General features: G+C 39.4%; 19 protein-coding genes and 2 pseudogenes. 14 read left to right on the forward strand and 7 right to left on the reverse strand.

Annotation, left to right across the window (positions count from 1 at the left end; genetic code table 11):
* Positions 1 to 39: 39 nt before the first annotated feature.
* Positions 40 to 1578, reverse strand: a complete 1539-nt coding sequence (gene ilvA, locus F947_RS06255; RefSeq protein WP_004973427.1) for a threonine ammonia-lyase, biosynthetic — start codon at positions 1576 to 1578, stop codon at positions 40 to 42.
* Between the two features lie 106 nt (positions 1579 to 1684).
* Between ilvA and rpiA the strand changes: the two genes are divergently transcribed.
* The 7 genes from rpiA (at position 1685) to F947_RS06290 (ending at position 8415) form a co-directional block, all read left to right on the forward strand.
* Entirely contained in the window at positions 1685 to 2356 is a 672-nt protein-coding gene (gene rpiA, locus F947_RS06260) for a ribose-5-phosphate isomerase RpiA (RefSeq protein WP_004973429.1), read from the forward strand.
* 91 nt (positions 2357 to 2447) lie between these two features.
* Positions 2448 to 3128 (forward strand): M48 family metallopeptidase, encoded by a 681-nt coding sequence (locus F947_RS06265; RefSeq protein WP_004973431.1) that lies wholly within the window; start codon positions 2448 to 2450, stop codon positions 3126 to 3128.
* Between the two features lie 187 nt (positions 3129 to 3315).
* Positions 3316 to 4371, forward strand: a complete 1056-nt coding sequence (argC, locus tag F947_RS06270; protein ID WP_171062573.1) for an N-acetyl-gamma-glutamyl-phosphate reductase — start codon at positions 3316 to 3318, stop codon at positions 4369 to 4371.
* 79 nt (positions 4372 to 4450) lie between these two features.
* Positions 4451 to 5224: a DUF6776 family protein gene (locus tag F947_RS06275; RefSeq protein ID WP_004973436.1), complete on the forward strand. Its 774-nt coding sequence runs from the start codon at positions 4451 to 4453 to the stop codon at positions 5222 to 5224.
* 19 nt (positions 5225 to 5243) lie between these two features.
* Complete coding sequence (gene clpS, locus F947_RS06280; protein WP_004973438.1) at positions 5244 to 5660, forward strand: ATP-dependent Clp protease adapter ClpS; 417 nt, start codon at positions 5244 to 5246, stop codon at positions 5658 to 5660.
* 9 nt (positions 5661 to 5669) lie between these two features.
* Positions 5670 to 7946, forward strand: a complete 2277-nt coding sequence (gene clpA, locus F947_RS06285; RefSeq protein WP_004973441.1) for an ATP-dependent Clp protease ATP-binding subunit ClpA — start codon at positions 5670 to 5672, stop codon at positions 7944 to 7946.
* Positions 7947 to 8061: 115 nt separating this feature from the next.
* Positions 8062 to 8415, forward strand: coding sequence for a YnfA family protein (locus F947_RS06290; protein WP_004973443.1), 354 nt, complete (start codon positions 8062 to 8064; stop codon positions 8413 to 8415).
* Between the two features lie 75 nt (positions 8416 to 8490).
* Here F947_RS06290 and F947_RS06295 read toward each other — a convergent pair whose 3' ends face one another.
* The 3 genes from F947_RS06295 to F947_RS06305 all read right to left on the reverse strand — a co-directional run bounded on the left by F947_RS06295 (position 8491) and on the right by F947_RS06305 (position 10811).
* A complete protein-coding gene (locus F947_RS06295; RefSeq protein ID WP_004973445.1) occupies positions 8491 to 8979 on the reverse strand; it encodes a hypothetical protein in 489 nt (162 codons plus the stop codon).
* 148 nt (positions 8980 to 9127) lie between these two features.
* Positions 9128 to 10048 (reverse strand): ornithine carbamoyltransferase, encoded by a 921-nt coding sequence (gene argF, locus F947_RS06300; RefSeq protein ID WP_004973455.1) that lies wholly within the window; start codon positions 10046 to 10048, stop codon positions 9128 to 9130.
* A 112-nt stretch (positions 10049 to 10160) separates the two neighbouring features.
* A complete protein-coding gene (locus tag F947_RS06305) occupies positions 10161 to 10811 on the reverse strand; it encodes a TetR/AcrR family transcriptional regulator (RefSeq protein ID WP_004973457.1) in 651 nt (216 codons plus the stop codon).
* Positions 10812 to 11147: 336 nt separating this feature from the next.
* Between F947_RS06305 and prpB the strand changes: the two genes are divergently transcribed.
* From prpB to F947_RS06325, 4 genes are all read left to right on the forward strand, one after another.
* A complete protein-coding gene (gene prpB / locus F947_RS06310) occupies positions 11148 to 12032 on the forward strand; it encodes a methylisocitrate lyase (protein WP_004973459.1) in 885 nt (294 codons plus the stop codon).
* A 4-nt stretch (positions 12033 to 12036) separates the two neighbouring features.
* Positions 12037 to 13173 carry a bifunctional 2-methylcitrate synthase/citrate synthase gene (prpC, locus tag F947_RS06315; protein WP_004973461.1) on the forward strand — a complete coding sequence of 379 codons (1137 nt, stop codon included), beginning with the start codon at positions 12037 to 12039 and terminating at the stop codon, positions 13171 to 13173.
* A 298-nt stretch (positions 13174 to 13471) separates the two neighbouring features.
* Positions 13472 to 13693, forward strand: a complete 222-nt coding sequence (locus tag F947_RS06320; RefSeq protein WP_004973462.1) for a TA system antitoxin ParD family protein — start codon at positions 13472 to 13474, stop codon at positions 13691 to 13693.
* A 5-nt stretch (positions 13694 to 13698) separates the two neighbouring features.
* On the forward strand, positions 13699 to 13974 hold the full coding sequence (locus F947_RS06325; RefSeq protein ID WP_004973465.1) for a type II toxin-antitoxin system RelE/ParE family toxin: 276 nt from the start codon (positions 13699 to 13701) through the stop codon (positions 13972 to 13974).
* Positions 13975 to 13981: 7 nt separating this feature from the next.
* Here F947_RS06325 and F947_RS06330 read toward each other — a convergent pair whose 3' ends face one another.
* Positions 13982 to 14476: a CinA family protein gene (locus F947_RS06330; RefSeq protein WP_004973467.1), complete on the reverse strand. Its 495-nt coding sequence runs from the start codon at positions 14474 to 14476 to the stop codon at positions 13982 to 13984.
* A gap of 212 nt (positions 14477 to 14688) precedes the next feature.
* Here F947_RS06330 and F947_RS06335 point away from each other — a divergent pair, with 212 nt between their 5' ends.
* Positions 14689 to 14919: a hypothetical protein gene (locus F947_RS06335; protein WP_026438431.1), complete on the forward strand. Its 231-nt coding sequence runs from the start codon at positions 14689 to 14691 to the stop codon at positions 14917 to 14919.
* Positions 14920 to 15451: 532 nt separating this feature from the next.
* Positions 15452 to 15613, forward strand: a complete 162-nt coding sequence (locus F947_RS14610; RefSeq protein ID WP_004973471.1) for a hypothetical protein — start codon at positions 15452 to 15454, stop codon at positions 15611 to 15613.
* Between the two features lie 489 nt (positions 15614 to 16102).
* Here the strand turns inward: F947_RS14610 and F947_RS14615 are convergent, their stop codons facing one another.
* Positions 16103 to 16240 carry a hypothetical protein gene (locus tag F947_RS14615; protein WP_154648276.1) on the reverse strand — a complete coding sequence of 46 codons (138 nt, stop codon included), beginning with the start codon at positions 16238 to 16240 and terminating at the stop codon, positions 16103 to 16105.
* Positions 16241 to 16294: 54 nt separating this feature from the next.
* Positions 16295 to 16414 (reverse strand): annotated as a pseudogene (locus F947_RS14975) (transposase); the annotation flags it as partial.
* A gap of 71 nt (positions 16415 to 16485) precedes the next feature.
* On the opposite strand from F947_RS14975, the pseudogene F947_RS14255 reads away from it, so the two are divergent.
* Positions 16486 to 17126 (forward strand): annotated as a pseudogene (locus F947_RS14255) (IS3-like element ISAba20 family transposase); the annotation flags it as partial.

Genomic DNA, 17126 nt, shown 5'->3' on the forward strand with positions numbered 1-17126 from the left:
AATCAGCGGTTTTTTGCACTTATTGAGATGTGTGATCGGTTATTTTAAGAAACGCTGATAACCCAAGTTATTAGTAATCTCTTGGTATGGATAAGTGATCTTTTCCAAAGTTTCAATTAAACCATCTGGGTTCTGTTTGGCATCCGAAGCTTCTAAACCGACCAATACACGACCTTCCGCTGCACCGTGGTTACGGTAATGGAACAGGGTGATGTTATGGGTTGGGCCTAAGCGCTCCAAGAAAGTCAGTAATGCACCCGGACGCTCTGGAAATTCCACACGGAATAGACGTTCATTTTCAATATCGGCATGACCACCGACCAAATAACGAATGTGTAGTTTTGCTACTTCATCATCCGACAAATCATCAACATCGTACTGGGTTTTGAGTAACTCATAAATGTCGTGGCGTTCTTTTTCACCAGATTTTAAGCTGATGCCGACAAAGACTTGTGCAGCAGTAGCATCGCTGGCGCGGTAGTTAAACTCGGTGATATTACGACCTTGCAGCGCACGGCAGAAGTTAAGGAACGCACCTTTTTCTTCTGGAATGGTCACGGCAAAAATTGCTTCTTTATGTTCACCGAGTTCAGTACGTTCCGCAATATAGCGTAAACGGTCAAAGTTCATGTTTGCGCCACAGACAATTGACACAATATTTTTATTTTGCAATTGGTGTTGCTCGACATATTTTTTGATGCCTGCCAAAGCCATTGCACCTGAAGGTTCTACAATGCTGCGGTTTTCATCAAAGGTGTCTTTAATTGCCGCACAGATTTCATCGGTATTCACCAAAACTACATCGCGCTCAACAATTGGGCCTGATTGATCTGATTTTTGTAGTTGTAAAACTTCAAACGGTTTCTCACCAATTTGTGCGACAGCAGTACCATCGGCAAATAAACCCACTTGCGGCAAAATAACCCGTTCATTGGCTTTAAAAGCCGCTTTTAAGCAAGCCGATTCATCATATTCTACAGGAATGACTTTGACATGCGGTGCGACATCGCCCAAGTAGGCTGCAACACCTGCAATTAAACCGCCACCACCAACAGCAACGAAAACATATTCGACATCGCGCCATTGACGCAAAATTTCATTGGCAATCGTACCTTGACCTGCCATGACCAATTCATCGTCATACGGTGGAATAAAAGTCATGCCTTCATCTTGAGCACGTTGAATTGCATATTTGTTGGCAACATCAAATGAGTCACCATGTAATACCACTTCGCCACCCAAGCGTTTTACCGCTTGTACTTTAATATCTGGCGTGGTTTTAGGCATAACGATAATGGCGCGAATGCCCAGTTTTTGCCCAGACAATGCTACACCTTGCGCATGGTTGCCTGCAGAGGCAGTAATTACACCACGTTCAAGTTGGTCTTTGGGTAATTGGCTAATACGGTTATACGCACCACGCAATTTAAAAGAGAATACAGGTTGTAAGTCTTCACGTTTAAAGCGAATGTTATTGTTCAGTTTTTCACTAATTCGTGGCGCTGCGTCGAGTGGGGTTTCGATTGCAACATCGTAGACCGTTGCTTGTAAAATTTGTCGAACCAAACGAGACAGCATGTTAATCTTCCATCTAACAGTTTAAAATAGGGGGTTATTGTAACAAACCCCTGCACATTTGCGCTGTAAAATCGGCAACAAATGTCAAAAATAGTTGAGTGAAGTCATGAGTCTGTATGCTACCCAAGATGAAAAGAAGCAAGCGGCTGCCAAAGCAGCATTAAAACATTTGCCTAAAGGCGGGATTTTGGGGGTAGGTACAGGCAGTACAGTGAATTTCCTGATTGATTTATTGCCTGAATTACAATTAGAAGCAGCTGTGGCAAGTTCTGAAGCGACTGCGGAGCGCTTAAAGAAACTTGGTATTGAAGTGGTCGATATGAACTCTGTGGGCAGTTTAGATGCTTATGTTGATGGTGCAGATGAAATTGACCGTCACATGCACATGATTAAAGGCGGCGGCGCAGCGTTGACCCGTGAAAAAATTGTGGCTTCTATTGCACGTAAGTTTATCTGTATTGTCGATGATTCAAAATGGGTAGAGCAATTAGGACGTGAGTTTCCATTGCCAATTGAGGTGATTCCAATGGCTCGTTCTGCGGTAGCACGTAAAATTGTGGCTTTAGGTGGCGATCCTGCTTACCGTGAAGGTGTGGTAACTGATAACGGTAACGTGATTTTAGATATTTATAATTTAAATATTTTAAATGCGTTGGAATTAGAAAAAACCTTGAATGATATTCCGGGTGTTGTGACCAATGGTATTTTTGCCATCAATAAAGCAGATATTGCAATTGTAGCGACCAATAACGGCATTGAAGAACGTACTGCGGTTTAATTCGTCTCCCAAGTCCCTTGTTTTTAATGGGGGGCTTTTCTTCCTCCTTTATTAAAGGAGGGGTCGGGGAGGATTTAATAAAAGAACAACAATGACATTATCCGACTTACCTGAAATTCAAATCACACCACATGCAAAAGCAACACGTTTACGTTTGCGTGTCGAGCCGCATCAAATTCGCTTAACTGTACCGAAATATTGTACTCAGCGACAAATTCAGGATTTTTTGCAGCAATCTGAACAGTGGATGATTGAAACTTGGCATAAACAGCAGGCGCAGCAAGGACTTGTTCGGCGTGAATTGCCAAATCAGTTATCACTTTTTAATTTGGCTAAGCCTTTAAATATTCATTATCAAACACAAAAACACAGTTTTATTTTAGATTTAAAACAGCATTGCCTATGGGTTAGTGACCGCCAACCTGCGGCATATTTAAAAGCCTTTGTTATTGCTTATGCCAAACAAATGTTGCCGATATATTTGCAAACAGTCAGTCATGAAATTGCTTTGCCATTTAAACAGTGCGCAATTCGTCAACCGAAAACCCGTTGGGGCAGTTGCAGTACGCAACAGCATATTATGCTCAATAGCGCCTTGGTGTTGTTTCCTGAACAAATTGTGCGATATGTTGCTGTGCATGAGTTGGCGCATACACGACATTTTGATCATAGTCCTGCATTTTGGGTTGAAGTACAACGGCATGATGCGCACTATTTGCAGCATCGCAAGCAGTTAAAAACAACGTCTTTGCCTTGGTGGTGGTATCAATAAAAAAGCCAACACCCACATGATAAGACTACAATGCAAAGGTGTTGCACGTATTGACTACAATCCAAATCATCTTTTATAAAATCAACAGAATAAAGAAAAGCCCCAAAACCCTAGTAAAACAGTTTAGAAAACCAAAACTTCCTGTCATACTATAGCGTTAGCTTAAACATGCTTTTGAATTGAGGTAATGCACGTGATTTCAGTTGGTATTGTCGGTGGTACAGGTTATACAGGCGTTGAATTATTGCGTCTTTTGCTACGACACCCAAATGTAAAAGTAAATGTACTGACTTCACGTACAGAAGCGGGTCGCCGTGTAGATGATATGTTCCCAAGCCTGCGTGGGCACACAAACCTATGCTACTCAGATTTAAACATCGAAGAATTAAAACAGTGTGATGTGGTGTTCTTTGCTACACCGCATGGCGTTGCCATGCAACATGCTGCGGAACTTGTTGCAGCCAATACCAAAGTAGTCGATTTAGCAGCAGATTTCCGTTTGCAAGATTTAGCACAGTTTGAAAAATGGTATGGCATGCAACATGCTTGCCCAGACATTTTAAAAGATTCAGTTTATGGCTTGTCTGAACTCAACCGGGAACAAATTAAACAAGCACAGGTGATTGGTAACCCAGGGTGTTATCCAACCACAGTGCAACTTGGTTTAGCGCCATTATTTAAACAAGCTGAAGCTTTAGTGAAACCTGAAAGTATTATTATTGATGCAAAATCGGGTGTATCTGGTGCAGGGCGTAAAGCCAGTTTGGGCATGATTTACTCTGAAAATGCCGACAACTTTAAGGCTTATGGCGTTGCGGGGCATCGTCATCATCCAGAAATTGTAGAAGCATTGGAAAATATTTCGGGTCAAAAAGATGTGTTTAATCACATTGTGTTTGTACCGCATTTAGTACCTATGATTCGCGGTATGCTCAGCACCATTTATGTAGATTTAACTGATGCAGGTGATGCAGCAGATTTACAAAGCCTGTATGAGCAGTTTTATGCCAATGAACAGTTTGTAGATGTCATGCCAGCCAACAGTTCACCAGAAACACGCTCAGTACGTGGCGCTAACCAGTTGCGTATCGCATTGTATAAGCCACAACCGAAAAAATTAGTACTTTTGGTGGCACAAGATAACTTGGTGAAAGGTGCAGCAGGGCAAGCAGTACAAAATATGAACCTCATGTTTGGTTTTGCAGAACATGCAGGACTTGAGGTGATTGGTTTATTACCATAAGAACACGTTTTTCAACTTCACACACATTTAGATTTCGATTTAAATGTGTGCTTTGAATGAATCAAAACAAGAGATGACGATGCATAACACCGATACAGAAACCACGTCACAGTCGAATTCAAGCATGACACCCTCATCTACACCGCCAGAAAAAAAGCCATTTCTTGAAAGCAATGTGCCTTTGGCAATTGGTGCTGCCATTTTAATTTTAGGTAGTGGCTTTTTGGGCTATTCAGTCGGGCATCGTCAGGGCTTAACTGTGGTTGGTTACGATGCCGATGCAGAACAACTGGTTGAAGTGGTGCAAGAACAAAAAACGCGTTTGGAAAGTCTGAATAAGAGCTTAAATGCTGCGGTTCAAGAACGCGATGTTGCGGTCAGTAACTCCAATGATTTGTATCAAGCTTTCACTCAAGCAACTGAAGATAAGCAACGTACTGAAGGCATGAGTGCGATTTATCGTGAAGTTTTGCGTCAACGTGGTGGTTTAAGCCTGACCGTGCAAAATCTTGGGGTGAAACCATTACCAGACAATGCTTATGAATATCAGGTCGATTTGGTACAAGTGAGTCCAAACAAGCGACGTGCAAGTGGTACGGTAGAACTGCGTTTAATTCAAGGCACAGAAGTGCTGGTTGTTCCGATGGAAGACAGCAATTTTAATTTTGATAATTATGAGCGTTTAACAGGGCGCTGGAGCATGCCTAAAGGCTTTAATCCAGACTTTATTGAAGTCCGTTTAAATGGCGCAACTCCTGTGATTAAACGCTTCAGTTGGAGCAAAGGCAAAGCCGTGGAGGCAGATTCTGCCTTTATTTCTGAAATTCCACAAGCAGAAGCTAGCGCTCAATAATGTGTGATATGTAAAACTTATGCGAACCCAAAAAAGATCCATCTGTTTAAATGAAATTAAAACCACTTTTCATCAATCTGGCTATGTCGATTGGCATTTAACCCCGCGTTTAAGTGTGGATGATGCAGGACATGAAGATGATGGTGATATTGCGGTACAAACTGCGCCGCCACAATTAAAACGCCCACCTTTATATGTTGTCGTTTTAATGAACGATGATTACACCCCAATGGACTTTGTAATTGAAATTTTACAACAATACTTTGCAATGAATCTTGACCAAGCGACTCAAGTAATGCTAACTGTACACTATGAAGGAAAAGGTGTCGCAGGGGTCTATCCGCGGGATATTGCGGAAACGAAAGCGAACCAAGTCAATAATTACGCTCGATCACAAGGTCATCCATTACTTTGTCAGATTGAGCCTAAAGATTAAGGGGGTTACATGCTCAGTCGTCAATTAGAAGTATCACTACGTTTGGCTGTTAGCATGGCTCGTCAAAAGAGACACGAGTTTCTAACGGTTGAACATTTATTATTGGCTTTATTAGACAATGATTCGGCAGTCAATGCACTCAAGGCGTGTGGTGCAGATGTTATTGTGCTGCGTAAAGAACTCGAAGAATATGTAGAACAACATACCCCTAAACTTGCTGAAAATAACGATCAGGCACCGCACCCGACCGAAAGTTTTGACCGCATTTTGCAGCGTGGTATTTTCCATGTGCAATCTAGCGGTGGTGACCGTACGGTTGAAGGCGCAGATATTTTAGTGGCAATGTACTCTGAACGTGATTCATTTGCCGTGTATCTACTCAAGCGTCATCAAATTAACCGTTTGACCTTAACGCAATACTTATCGCACGGTACACGTAAAGACGAAACGCAAGCGGAAGAAGAGGTTGAAGAATTAGATAGCGAAAGTTCAAGCTCTGCCAATGCTGGCCCGTTAGAGCTTTACACGCTTAATTTGAATACTGAAGCGCAAAAGGGTAAAACCGATCCGTTAATTGGGCGTGAAAAAGAAATTGAGCGTGCTGCACAAATTCTATGCCGTCGTCGTAAGAACAACCCATTGTTGGTGGGTGATCCAGGCGTGGGTAAAACCTCTATTGCCGAAGGTCTGGCGTGGCTGATTGTGAATGGTAAAGCGCCAAAACCACTCGAAAATGCCGAAGTATATAGTTTGGATATCGGTGCGTTGGTAGCGGGTACAAAATACCGTGGTGACTTTGAAAAGCGTTTAAAACAACTGTTAAATGCCTTGAAAAAGAAACCTGATGCCATTTTATTTATTGACGAAATCCACATGATTATTGGTGCAGGCTCAAGCATGGGCAGCACTATGGATGCATCAAATTTAATTAAACCTGCGTTGGCAAATGGTACTTTGCGTTGCATTGGCTCGACGACATTCCAAGAATATCGTCAGGTATTTGAAAAAGACCATGCACTTTCACGCCGTTTCCAAAAAATTGATGTGAATGAGCCTTCAATTTCAGAAACGATTGATATTTTACGTGGTTTAAAATCGAAATTTGAAGAATTTCACCATGTTAAATATGATGATAAAGCATTGGTGTCTGCGGTAGAGTTATCGGCCAAATTTATCAATGACCGTTTCTTGCCAGACAAAGCCATTGATGTGATTGATGAAGCAGGTGCGCAGCGCCGTTTAAGAGCTGAGCAAGATGATACTTTAATCACAGTAGAAAACATTGAAGATATCGTCTCTAAAATTGCACGTATTCCACCTAAAACCGTATCGAAAGATGACAAGACTGTACTTGAACATCTTGAGCGTGATTTAAAACGTGTGGTCTTTGGTCAAGATGAAGCTATTGAAGCGTTAGCATCAGCAATTAAACTGTCACGTGCTGGTTTAAAAACACCAGACAAACCAGTGGGTAGTTTTGTATTTGCTGGCCCGACAGGCGTTGGTAAAACCGAAGTTACCAAGCAGTTGGCAAAACTGTTGGGTGTGGAATTGGTTCGCTTTGATATGTCTGAGTACATGGAGCGCCATGCCGTTTCACGTTTAATTGGTGCACCTCCAGGCTATGTCGGTTTTGATCAGGGTGGCTTACTCACCGATGCGATTCATAAAAATCCGCATTGTGTGTTGTTGTTGGATGAAATTGAAAAAGCGCATCCTGATGTATTTAACCTATTGCTGCAAATTATGGATCATGGTTCATTGACCGATAATAATGGTCGTAAATCAGACTTCCGTAATGTGATTTTGGTTCTGACCACTAATATTGGTGCGGAAAGTATTTCCCGCGTGAGCATTGGTTTCATGGATCAAGACAACAGTAATGACAACCAAGAAGCGATGAAAAAAGCCTTCTCACCTGAGTTCCGTAACCGTTTGGATGGGGTCATTCAATTTAAAGCTTTACCTACTACAGTAATTGAAAATGTAGTGGATAAATTCTTGACTGAATTACAAGCGCAGTTGGATGATAAAAAAGTCATTCTTGAGGTTGATCAAGATGCGCGTGAATGGATGGCTGAGCATGGATATGATCGCTTAATGGGCGCACGTCCAATGCAACGTCTGATTCAGGAACACTTGAAAAAGCCATTGGCAGAAATGATTCTGTTTGGTGAACTTGCAGAACAGGGCGGTAATGTGGCTGTTTCTGTGAAGAAAGAGAACGGTAAGGCAGTCGGTTTGAAACTTGAAGTCTTTGAAGATCAAACGGCTGAACCAGCCTAATCAATCCTTATTTGAATTTTGAAAATAACCCATGTTGAACATGGGTTATTTTTTATGAATTCGCAGATGCGTGAACTTGAATCGTTACTGCTAAAAGAGAGACCACACAGGATTTATGGATTTTCAGATCACTAAAATTGCCAGTACAACGTTCTTGTTTTTTGTTACGGCAGTTATGGAAATATTAGGCTGTTATTTTCCTTATTTGATTTTAAATCAGGGGAAATCACAGTGGTTATGGCTGCCAACAATTTTAGCCTTAGCGGCTTTTGTGTGGTTATTGACTCTACATCCTGCGGCATCGGGGCGAATTTATGCGGCTTATGGTGGTATTTATATTTGTACAGCCTTGATTTGGTTAAAGTATGTAGATCAAGTCAATTTAACACGTTGGGATATGTTCGGTGGAATGATAGTAGTTTTAGGCGCATTGATCATTATTTTACAACCGCAAGGTTTAATACGTTAGGTTATATTTGGGTTTACGCATTAAACCTTAGGCATTAAATCTTAAAGCTGAGGTTGTTTTAGTTTTAAATACAGTTCAGTCTGCTTTAAATTGGCACTCGCTATTTGCCAATTGCACATTAAACTGGGTTTTTTCTGCACTGAGTTTTAAGTTCAATACATAGGGATTTACCCGTTGGAACTGATGCTCAAAAATAGATTCACAATTATGAATTAAGTTTTGTTTAATCATATTTTTGACATTGTTATAACCCGTACTTTCTACAAACTGCGTGAAGTCAGGTGAAATAATCATGCCACGAATATTGATTTGTTTGTCTGTCGCCGTACTTTGTTCAATCACTGTATTTTGATCGACCTGATAAGGCATAGTACGAGAATCTTCATCACTAATGACATCTAAAATTTCATTTAAAGCGACGATATTTTGAATTTTATAATCTGCACTTAGAATCTTTTGTTGGACTAAATATTGATCTAATTCACTGGCTTTGGCATAGAGTGAAGCACTCGCGATCAGTGTAGTAGTGCACAGCGTAATTGTGGCAAGTGTTTTATCAATCATATTGTTTATCTAGGCTCTTTTAGAAATTTTAGAAAAATAGACCATAACTCAAGATTATAGCGAGCCAAATAAAAAAACAGCACCTTTTGGTGCTGTTTGTAACAAAACTCATCAAAGTTTTGCGAATATTTAAGACGGGTTTTAAAGCTTAGTCTTTTTTAAGATTTTCATTCAATAAAAACTCAACCAATGCTTTTTGAGCATGTAAGCGATTTTCTGCTTCATCCCACACTACAGCATTTTTGTGATCGAGCATATTTTCAGAAATTTCTTCACCACGGTGCGCAGGTAAGCAGTGCATAAATAAACAATCAGGGTGTGCTAAATCCATCAAGCGTTCATTCACTTGATAGTCTGCAAACGCTTTTTCACGAATTTTTTGTTCTTCTTCCTGTCCCATGCTTGCCCAAACATCGGTCACAATCAGATCAGCATTCACTGCTGCATCCTCAGCAGAATCGACCAATTCTACGCAGTGTGCAAATTCAGACAGGAAGCGCTGTTCTGGCTCATAACCTTTCGGTGTCGCAATTTTTAAATTAAAGCCCCACATGTGTGCTGCTTCAATATATGAGTTACACATATTGTTGCCATCACCAATCCACGCCACAGTTTTACCTTCAATTGAACCACGGTGTTCAACATAGGTTTGCATGTCTGCAAGGAGTTGGCATGGGTGATGATCGTCAGTTAAGGCATTGATCACAGGAACTTTAGAGTAAGAAGCAAAGCGTTCTACAATGTCGTGACCAAAGGTACGAATCATCACAATGTCAAGCATACTTGAAATGACGCGTGCAGAATCTTCAATTGGCTCACCGCGACCTAATTGTGTGTCACGTGATGATAAGAAGATCGCGCTACCACCAAACTGACTCATGCCAGCTTCAAACGATACACGGGTTCGGGTGCTGGATTTTTCAAAAATCATACCCATGACTTTGCCAGGAAAAGGCTGGAAAACTTCATTGTTATGCTGTTTACGCTTAAGCTCAATGGCGCGTTGCAAAATTTGATTCAGTTCTAAAGTCGATAAATCGCGTAATGTTAGAAAGTGACGTAGAGCCATTCGTTACTCCACAATAATTGCTGAATGAGAAAAAACAACAATTAGTTGTTGGTTGGTTAAGTGAAAAAGGGAATCGGCTAATATACTATAGGATGCAGAAATTGCAAAAAATCTAAGCTTTTTGATGAGCGTCTAGAAAGCGATCTACACAATAACTTACATAATTGGTTGTTTCTTGTACTGTTTCTTGTTTTGGAATACCCATGATGATACGCCATTCAAAATTTCTTAAAATACCGAAATACAGTTGTGCAGAATAAATAGGCTGTTCACAGCAAATTAAACCTTGCTGACTGGCATGTTCCAATACTTTGGCAATACAAAGTTGCACATGCAAAGGGCCGCGCTCATGTATGTGTAAGGCAATATCAGGATTGCGCTGACTTTGCTCTAATACCAGACGCATAAAGGCTGCATTTTCTGGTTCCAAAATATGATGATAAAAATTCAATAAGGTTTGAATCAAATAACCACGTAAATTTGAATCAATTTGTTCAAAGGGAATGTGAATATCCTGAAAAAATTTATCACGGCGATAATCACAAATAGCTTTGAATAACCCTTCTTTATTGCCAAAGTATTTATAGATCGACGCTTTAGAACCGCCTGCGTGTTGCACAATATCATCTAAGGATACGGCATCGTAACCACGCTCTAAAAATAGCTCAGTTGCACTGACTAATAACGCTACACATCGCTCATGACCACGCTTGGTTGGTGGTATATCTTTACCTAAAGGAGCGAAATGGGCGAGTTCGTGCATATTGAGTAAAAATCATCAATTAAATAGAAGGGAGATTGTCATTATAACAAATATATGTACAGCGTGCTGTGTCGAAGTGTACTTGCACATGGCATGATTTGAGCTGAAAAAGCCATATTTTTAGAAAATAGTTTAAATTTTGCTTATTTAGTGTACTAAAAAGCTGTGTTTATCAAAAATAAAGAATAACCAACATCACGAAAATTTATTGTGCAATAAATTTGAAAATTATTTGACTAAAGTTTTAGAGTATAGATTCTAAAAAGCCATGGCGTGATCTCGCATTCTCGATATACTCGAATCTCGAAAAATATAGTAAGAAAAGCGGAAAGGAAGATGACAGAACAAACATCTGCGGGCTTAAGATTCAGACAAGCCTTGGAAGTCGAAAAGCCATTACAAATTATCGGCACGGTAAATGCTTATGCTGCCATGATGGCAAAACAAGTGGGCTATAAAGCCATTTATTTATCTGGTGCTGGTGTTGCCAACTATTCTTACGGTTTACCTGACTTGGGCATGACCAGTTTAGACAACGTCTTGGAAGATGTACGTCGTATTACTGAGCGTGTTGATACACCATTATTGGTGGATATTGACACAGGTTGGGGCGGTGCATTCAATATTGCCCGCAGTATTAAACAAATGATTGCTGCGGGTGCTGCTGCAGTTCATATTGAAGATCAGGTTGCACAAAAGCGTTGTGGACATCGTCCAAACAAAGAAATTGTAACCCAGCAAGAAATGGTTGATCGTATTAAAGCGGCTGTTGATGCGAAAACCGATTCAAACTTTGTAGTCATGGCACGTACTGATGCCTTGCAAAAAGAAGGTTTACAGGCGGTTATTGACCGTGCTTGCGCATGTGTGGAAGCGGGTGCAGATGCAATTTTTGCAGAAGCTATGACTGATATTACCATGTATAAAACTGTATGTGATGCCGTAGGTGTACCTGTATTGGCAAACATTACCGAGTTTGGTGATACCCCTTATTACACCACTGAAGAATTGGCTGAGCAGGGCATTCGCATGGTGTTGTATCCACTTTCACCAACTCGTGCTATGCAAAAAGCAGCACTTGAAGTGATGCAATCCATTCGTAAAGATGGCACGCAAGTGAATGTCTTAGACAAAATGCAACAACGTAAAGAATTATACGAATTCCTTGATTATCATACTTTTGAAAATACATTAGACAAGCTGTTCAAACAGGAGAATTAAAAAAATGGCTGAAGGAAAAGTACTCACAGGCGCAGGATTGCGTGGACAAGTGGCAGGTAAAACCTCACTCTCAACTGTTGGTAAAAGTGGCGCAGGCTTAACTTACCGTGGTTATGATGTGCAAGACTTGGCAGAAAACTGTCAGTTTGAAGAAGTTGCATACTTGATTTTCTTTGGTGAATTGCCGACTTCAGAGCAATTGGCTGCCTATAAAGCAAAATTGAAATCTTTACGTGCATTGCCTCAAGCACTCAAAGAAGTGCTTGAGCGTATTCCTGCAGATTCACACCCAATGGATGTGATGCGTACAGGTGTTTCAATGCTAGGTAACTTAGAAACCGAACAGTCATTTGAACAGCAACAAGATGTAGCAGACCGCATCTTGGCGACTTTGCCAGCTATTATTTGCTACTGGTATCGTTATAGCCACGATGGCGTGCGTATTGAAGAAAATACGGATGATGATTCAATTGGCGCACAATTCCTGCATTTATTACGTGGTGAAAAACCAAATGAATTGCATGAACAAGTCATGAATGTGTCATTAATTTTGTATGCAGAGCATGAGTTCAACGCATCAACATTTACAGCACGTGTTTGCGCATCAACTTTGTCTGACATGCATTCATGTATTACAGGCGCGATTGGTTCATTACGTGGCCCATTACACGGTGGCGCGAATGAAGCAGCGATGGAAATGATTGAAAATTGGACATCGCCAGAAGAAGCTGAACGTGAAATGCTAGGCAAGTTGGAACGTAAAGAAAAGATCATGGGCTTTGGTCATGCGATTTATAAAGACAATGATCCACGTAACGGCATCATCAAAATCTGGTCTGAGCGTTTAGCGCAAGATGTAGGTGATACAGTACTTTATCCTGTATCGGTGCGTTGTGAAGAAGTGATGTGGCGTGAGAAGAAATTATTCTGTAATGCTGACTTCTTCCATGCGTCTGCGTATCACTTTATGGGTATTGCGACCAAACTATTTACACCAATCTTTGTGATGAGCCGTGTAACAGGTTGGGCAGCACACGTGATGGAACAGCGTGCAGATAACCGTATTATCCGCCCAAGTGCAGATTATACAGGCCCAGAATTGCGTAAAGTTGTACCAATTGCAGAGCGTTCGGCTGCTTAATTGGTTGTCTAAAAAGCTGTACCGTGCATGAACATCATGTGATGCAGCAGTTTAGGCTGAAGATAAGGTTTCATTGTTAAGCAATGGAACCTTATTTTTTTTGAGGTTTGGATGAGGGTAGTCAAAAATACAATGAGTAATTATTGAAGCGTTAGAGAATTAAAAAAGATCGGACGTACGATAGCGCATTTTTAAATATTTGATCATAAAAGAAGGTTGTTGTATTTTGTTTCTTAAGGTTGTAAATGGTTGCATGATTGGCTAAAATTTATTCCATAATTAATATGAGGAAAAAGCAATGTCACATGTAGCAGTTAAAATCGACAGCGATATTGTTGAATCAGCAAAGATTTACGGGATGGCTGAAAGTAGAAGTGCAACTAAACAAATTGAGTACTGGGCTAAAATTGGAAAAATCGCACAAGACAATCCCGATTTAACTTTTCAAGATATAGCAGATTTGTTGCTTAGTATGGCGCATGTCAAAGCAGGGAATACAACACCATATAGCTTTGGTTGAGTTCAATGAATATACAACAAACTCCCTTATTTGAACGGACAGTGAAAAAACTAACCAAGCAGCAGAAAAAAGATGTTGATAATGCCGTAATAACCGTTTGGAATAATCCTGATATCGGAGAAGCTAAAGTGGGGGATTTAGCAGGAGTATTTGTTTATAAATTTAAAATGGACAAACAGCTTGTGCTACTGGCTTACTCTGTGAGTGATGACGAAATCATGACACTCTATCTTTTAAAATTGGGCAGTCATGAGAATTTTTATAGAGACTTAAAAAGATAGGTTTACTTCAGGGTGCAGTACAAGTGTTTGTATCTTGCATTAGATCAATCAGGTCTTGAGCGACTAACAGAGTGAGCTGTTCTAGTTGTTGTAATGGATTGCCATCTAAAAAATATTTGTACTGAAAAGTTTGCTGCTGATAATGAATGGCGATAAAAAATGTCCCTACAGGTTTTTCTGGTGTGGCACTGCCGCCTGGTTTCAGTAACCCTGTGCATGCCACAATAAAATCAGCATGTTGAAATAGTTTTTTGCCTTGAACTGCCATGGCTTGTGTGACTTCTGCGGATTCAGCGGTATAGGTGGCAATTAAGTCACTATTCACATGCAAAATCTCACGTTTAATGCTTGGGTCGTAACTGACTAATCCACCAAGTAAAATATTGGCACCGCTATTTTTATAAATAGAAAACTGACTACATAAGTAACCTGAGCTGGCACTTTCAATAAAAGCCACAGTCTGTTGGCGTTGTTCAAGTATGGCACAGCATTGTTTGAGCATGATAAATCTGCAAGTGAATAGAATAAGTTGCTCAAGTGTACTGAATTTTGTCGACTTGTGCGAAAAAACATCAAAAAGTGAAATGCTAAAATAAGAATGTTCACGATTTAACTGCCTATAAATACAGCAAAATTTACAATTATAGGTTTAATCGTGGCATGAACGGTGATACAAATAAAAGTAAAGCAAAAAGTAATAAAAAGGATGCTGTGATGAAAACAACGGTGAAATATATCGTTTTAAAAAGTTTGGACTATCAACTTGGTACATCATTATTTGAGGATGAAATTGATGCTGATGCACAATATTTTGACCAAATTCCAAGCATTATTGAATATCAAAACTTGCGCTTTAAAGTGGTGAGTAAAGAACAAAAGCGTTTACAGTTGATTGAGGAAAATGAAGAACATCAAACCATCATTGTCAGAGTTTTGGTGATTTAAAGTCATTTCAATCTAGATTAGTCAGAGCTTCAATATAACAGCAGAATGATTGAGCATCAGTGGAGCGTATCGAAGTTGGTGTTTTTTTAGTCACTGGATGCAAAAAATTGTATTTCACATCACAAGAAAAAATTGAAGAATTGATTAAAAATGCTAACTACGTCACATATTTGTGTTGGTATTTTTGTAGATTAGCATTTTTCAAACGGGCTGTAATGGCTTAAATAAGCTTATGTTTTTTAGATCAATTTTTATTTAAACAGACTGATAATTGAGATAGAGAGAAAATTAATTAAAATATCTTAAAAATATAATCATGACAGATAGAACAAAATATAATTGAATTTTAACGTATTTTTTGAATGCGTGTTACATTTTGGTTTTTATTATATTGTTAAATAATAAAGTGTTTTTCTTAGATAAAATTAAAAAAAACAGTGTATTTTCTTTATTGGAATTGAGCATTTTTGTTATTGCTGTGTATAGTCCTTGCATCTCACAATAGTGAGGAAGTTTAAAGGGGCTAAATATAATGAATCATAATGCAATTATCATGATGACGCTGATCATTTTAGCTGTGGGATTTTCTCTAGGCATTTATGTGTATTTTGAACAAAAGAGAAAGCAAAATGAAGAAATTCAGCTGATCATTACAGAAGCAAGACAGGGTCTAGTAGAGTTAGATCGGAAATAATAATCTAGGTGTAAATCGTATACTTCGATGCGGATCCAATGGGATATGTTAAAGGTGAAAAATAGACTTAAAAAAGTAATTTTATGCCACTGTTTGTCGGTCAGATGACGATAAAATAAATGAACGAAACATAGCTGTAGTTTCTTAGTTTTCCCACATTCCCATGTGGGATTTTTTTTGTCTAAAATTTAGACTAGCGCAGTATTTATTAAGATAAGTCATTATTTTTATGTACAAAAGTGACCTTTATTATAAAGATCAAAATAAGGTGCATATTTCTGCATAAACCTACCACCTATTCCTATTCGTTCCCTACCACTCATTCCTATTCCAAGTCGGCCACTTAGGGTTTATTCAGTAATAGAATTACAAGAAGAATGAACCTCATAAAAAGTATTCAAATGCCAATATTGCACAACAGCGCTACTTATATCATTTAGCGATGAACTGATTTACGATTACGTTCGATGATCGATTAAAAAATCGAACTTACACAAAATAATTTACAGGCTCTAAAATACGTTTAGTACTTTTAGCAGTATTAATAACAATACCACCACCTTTCTTCGCAACCGTTACCATCCCTGTACTAATCGCTGCTGAAAGACCATTGAGTGCTGTTGTCATCTCCTAATTTTGGTGGGTATTTAGCCTTATCGACTACAGCCCCTTAAGCTGTCATTAAAAAGTAAACATGTATTCTTTTCCGAATTGGTTTGATACTCTCTCCACCCATTGCTCTATTTTATCAGCTGTCATGACTTGAAAATCTCGCCAATAATATTTCATCTGCTTCCATACGGTAATCCTCCCTAAAAATAATTGAGTTTAAAAGTAGAAAATCGAATAACCTTGATTTAAGGAGATTTTCTATGAAAACATCTAAGTATTCAGACAGCTTGATCATGAGTATCTTGAAGCAAGCTGAAGCAGGAACACCCATACCGAACTTGTGCCGCGAACATGGTATGAGCTCTGCTACATTCTACAAGTGGAAGTCCAAATATGGCGGCATGGATCTTTCAATGATGACGCGGCTTAAAGAACTTGAGGCTGAAAATGCCCGTTTAAAACGCATGTATGCTGATGAGCGGCTAAAGTCAGACATCTTGCAAGATGCACTTTTAAAAAAGTTTTAAGGCCTGTTCAGCGAAAGTCACTTGCTCAGCAAGCTACTGAGCAATTTAAGATTTCAATCAGCATGGCCTGCTTAATTTTTAAAGTCAGTCAAACGTGTTATCGCTATAAAGCTCGTTTAGATGAAGAGAATCAACAGATTGCCGAATGGTTGATTCAATTAACCAATGATCATAAAACATGGGGCTTCAAGCTTTGTTTCCTGTATTTGCGTAATGTTAAAAAATACAAATGGAACCACAAACGTGTCTATCGCATTTATAAGGAGCTTGAGCTTAATTTAAGAATCAAGCCTAATAAGCGGATTAAACGAGAACAGCCTGAAACCCTTGCAGTACCGACAGCTAAGAATGAATCATGGTCAATGGACTTTATG

Origin of the sequence: Acinetobacter towneri DSM 14962 = CIP 107472 (assembly GCF_000368785.1) — a bacterium.
Taxonomy (GTDB): Bacteria; Pseudomonadota; Gammaproteobacteria; order Pseudomonadales; family Moraxellaceae; genus Acinetobacter; species Acinetobacter towneri.

What these genes read in the sequence shown, in the direction of transcription:
- F947_RS06275 (WP_004973436.1), top strand. Translation starts at nt 4,451, where the DNA reads ATGCATAACACCGATACAGAAACCACGTCACAGTCGAATTCAAGCATG.
- F947_RS06325 (WP_004973465.1), top strand. Translation starts at nt 13,699, where the DNA reads ATGAATATACAACAAACTCCCTTATTTGAACGGACAGTGAAAAAACTA.
- clpS (WP_004973438.1), top strand. Translation starts at nt 5,244, where the DNA reads ATGCGAACCCAAAAAAGATCCATCTGTTTAAATGAAATTAAAACCACT.
- F947_RS14610 (WP_004973471.1), top strand. Translation starts at nt 15,452, where the DNA reads ATGAATCATAATGCAATTATCATGATGACGCTGATCATTTTAGCTGTG.
- F947_RS06320 (WP_004973462.1), top strand. Translation starts at nt 13,472, where the DNA reads ATGTCACATGTAGCAGTTAAAATCGACAGCGATATTGTTGAATCAGCA.
- F947_RS06265 (WP_004973431.1), top strand. Translation starts at nt 2,448, where the DNA reads ATGACATTATCCGACTTACCTGAAATTCAAATCACACCACATGCAAAA.
- F947_RS06290 (WP_004973443.1), top strand. Translation starts at nt 8,062, where the DNA reads ATGGATTTTCAGATCACTAAAATTGCCAGTACAACGTTCTTGTTTTTT.
- argF (WP_004973455.1), bottom strand. Translation starts at nt 10,048, where the DNA reads ATGGCTCTACGTCACTTTCTAACATTACGCGATTTATCGACTTTAGAA.
- F947_RS14615 (WP_154648276.1), bottom strand. Translation starts at nt 16,240, where the DNA reads ATGACAACAGCACTCAATGGTCTTTCAGCAGCGATTAGTACAGGGATG.
- F947_RS06335 (WP_026438431.1), top strand. Translation starts at nt 14,689, where the DNA reads ATGAAAACAACGGTGAAATATATCGTTTTAAAAAGTTTGGACTATCAA.
- clpA (WP_004973441.1), top strand. Translation starts at nt 5,670, where the DNA reads ATGCTCAGTCGTCAATTAGAAGTATCACTACGTTTGGCTGTTAGCATG.
- prpC (WP_004973461.1), top strand. Translation starts at nt 12,037, where the DNA reads ATGGCTGAAGGAAAAGTACTCACAGGCGCAGGATTGCGTGGACAAGTG.
- F947_RS06295 (WP_004973445.1), bottom strand. Translation starts at nt 8,979, where the DNA reads ATGATTGATAAAACACTTGCCACAATTACGCTGTGCACTACTACACTG.
- prpB (WP_004973459.1), top strand. Translation starts at nt 11,148, where the DNA reads ATGACAGAACAAACATCTGCGGGCTTAAGATTCAGACAAGCCTTGGAA.
- rpiA (WP_004973429.1), top strand. Translation starts at nt 1,685, where the DNA reads ATGAGTCTGTATGCTACCCAAGATGAAAAGAAGCAAGCGGCTGCCAAA.
- F947_RS06305 (WP_004973457.1), bottom strand. Translation starts at nt 10,811, where the DNA reads ATGCACGAACTCGCCCATTTCGCTCCTTTAGGTAAAGATATACCACCA.
- F947_RS06330 (WP_004973467.1), bottom strand. Translation starts at nt 14,476, where the DNA reads ATGCTCAAACAATGCTGTGCCATACTTGAACAACGCCAACAGACTGTG.
- ilvA (WP_004973427.1), bottom strand. Translation starts at nt 1,578, where the DNA reads ATGCTGTCTCGTTTGGTTCGACAAATTTTACAAGCAACGGTCTACGAT.
- argC (WP_171062573.1), top strand. Translation starts at nt 3,316, where the DNA reads ATGCACGTGATTTCAGTTGGTATTGTCGGTGGTACAGGTTATACAGGC.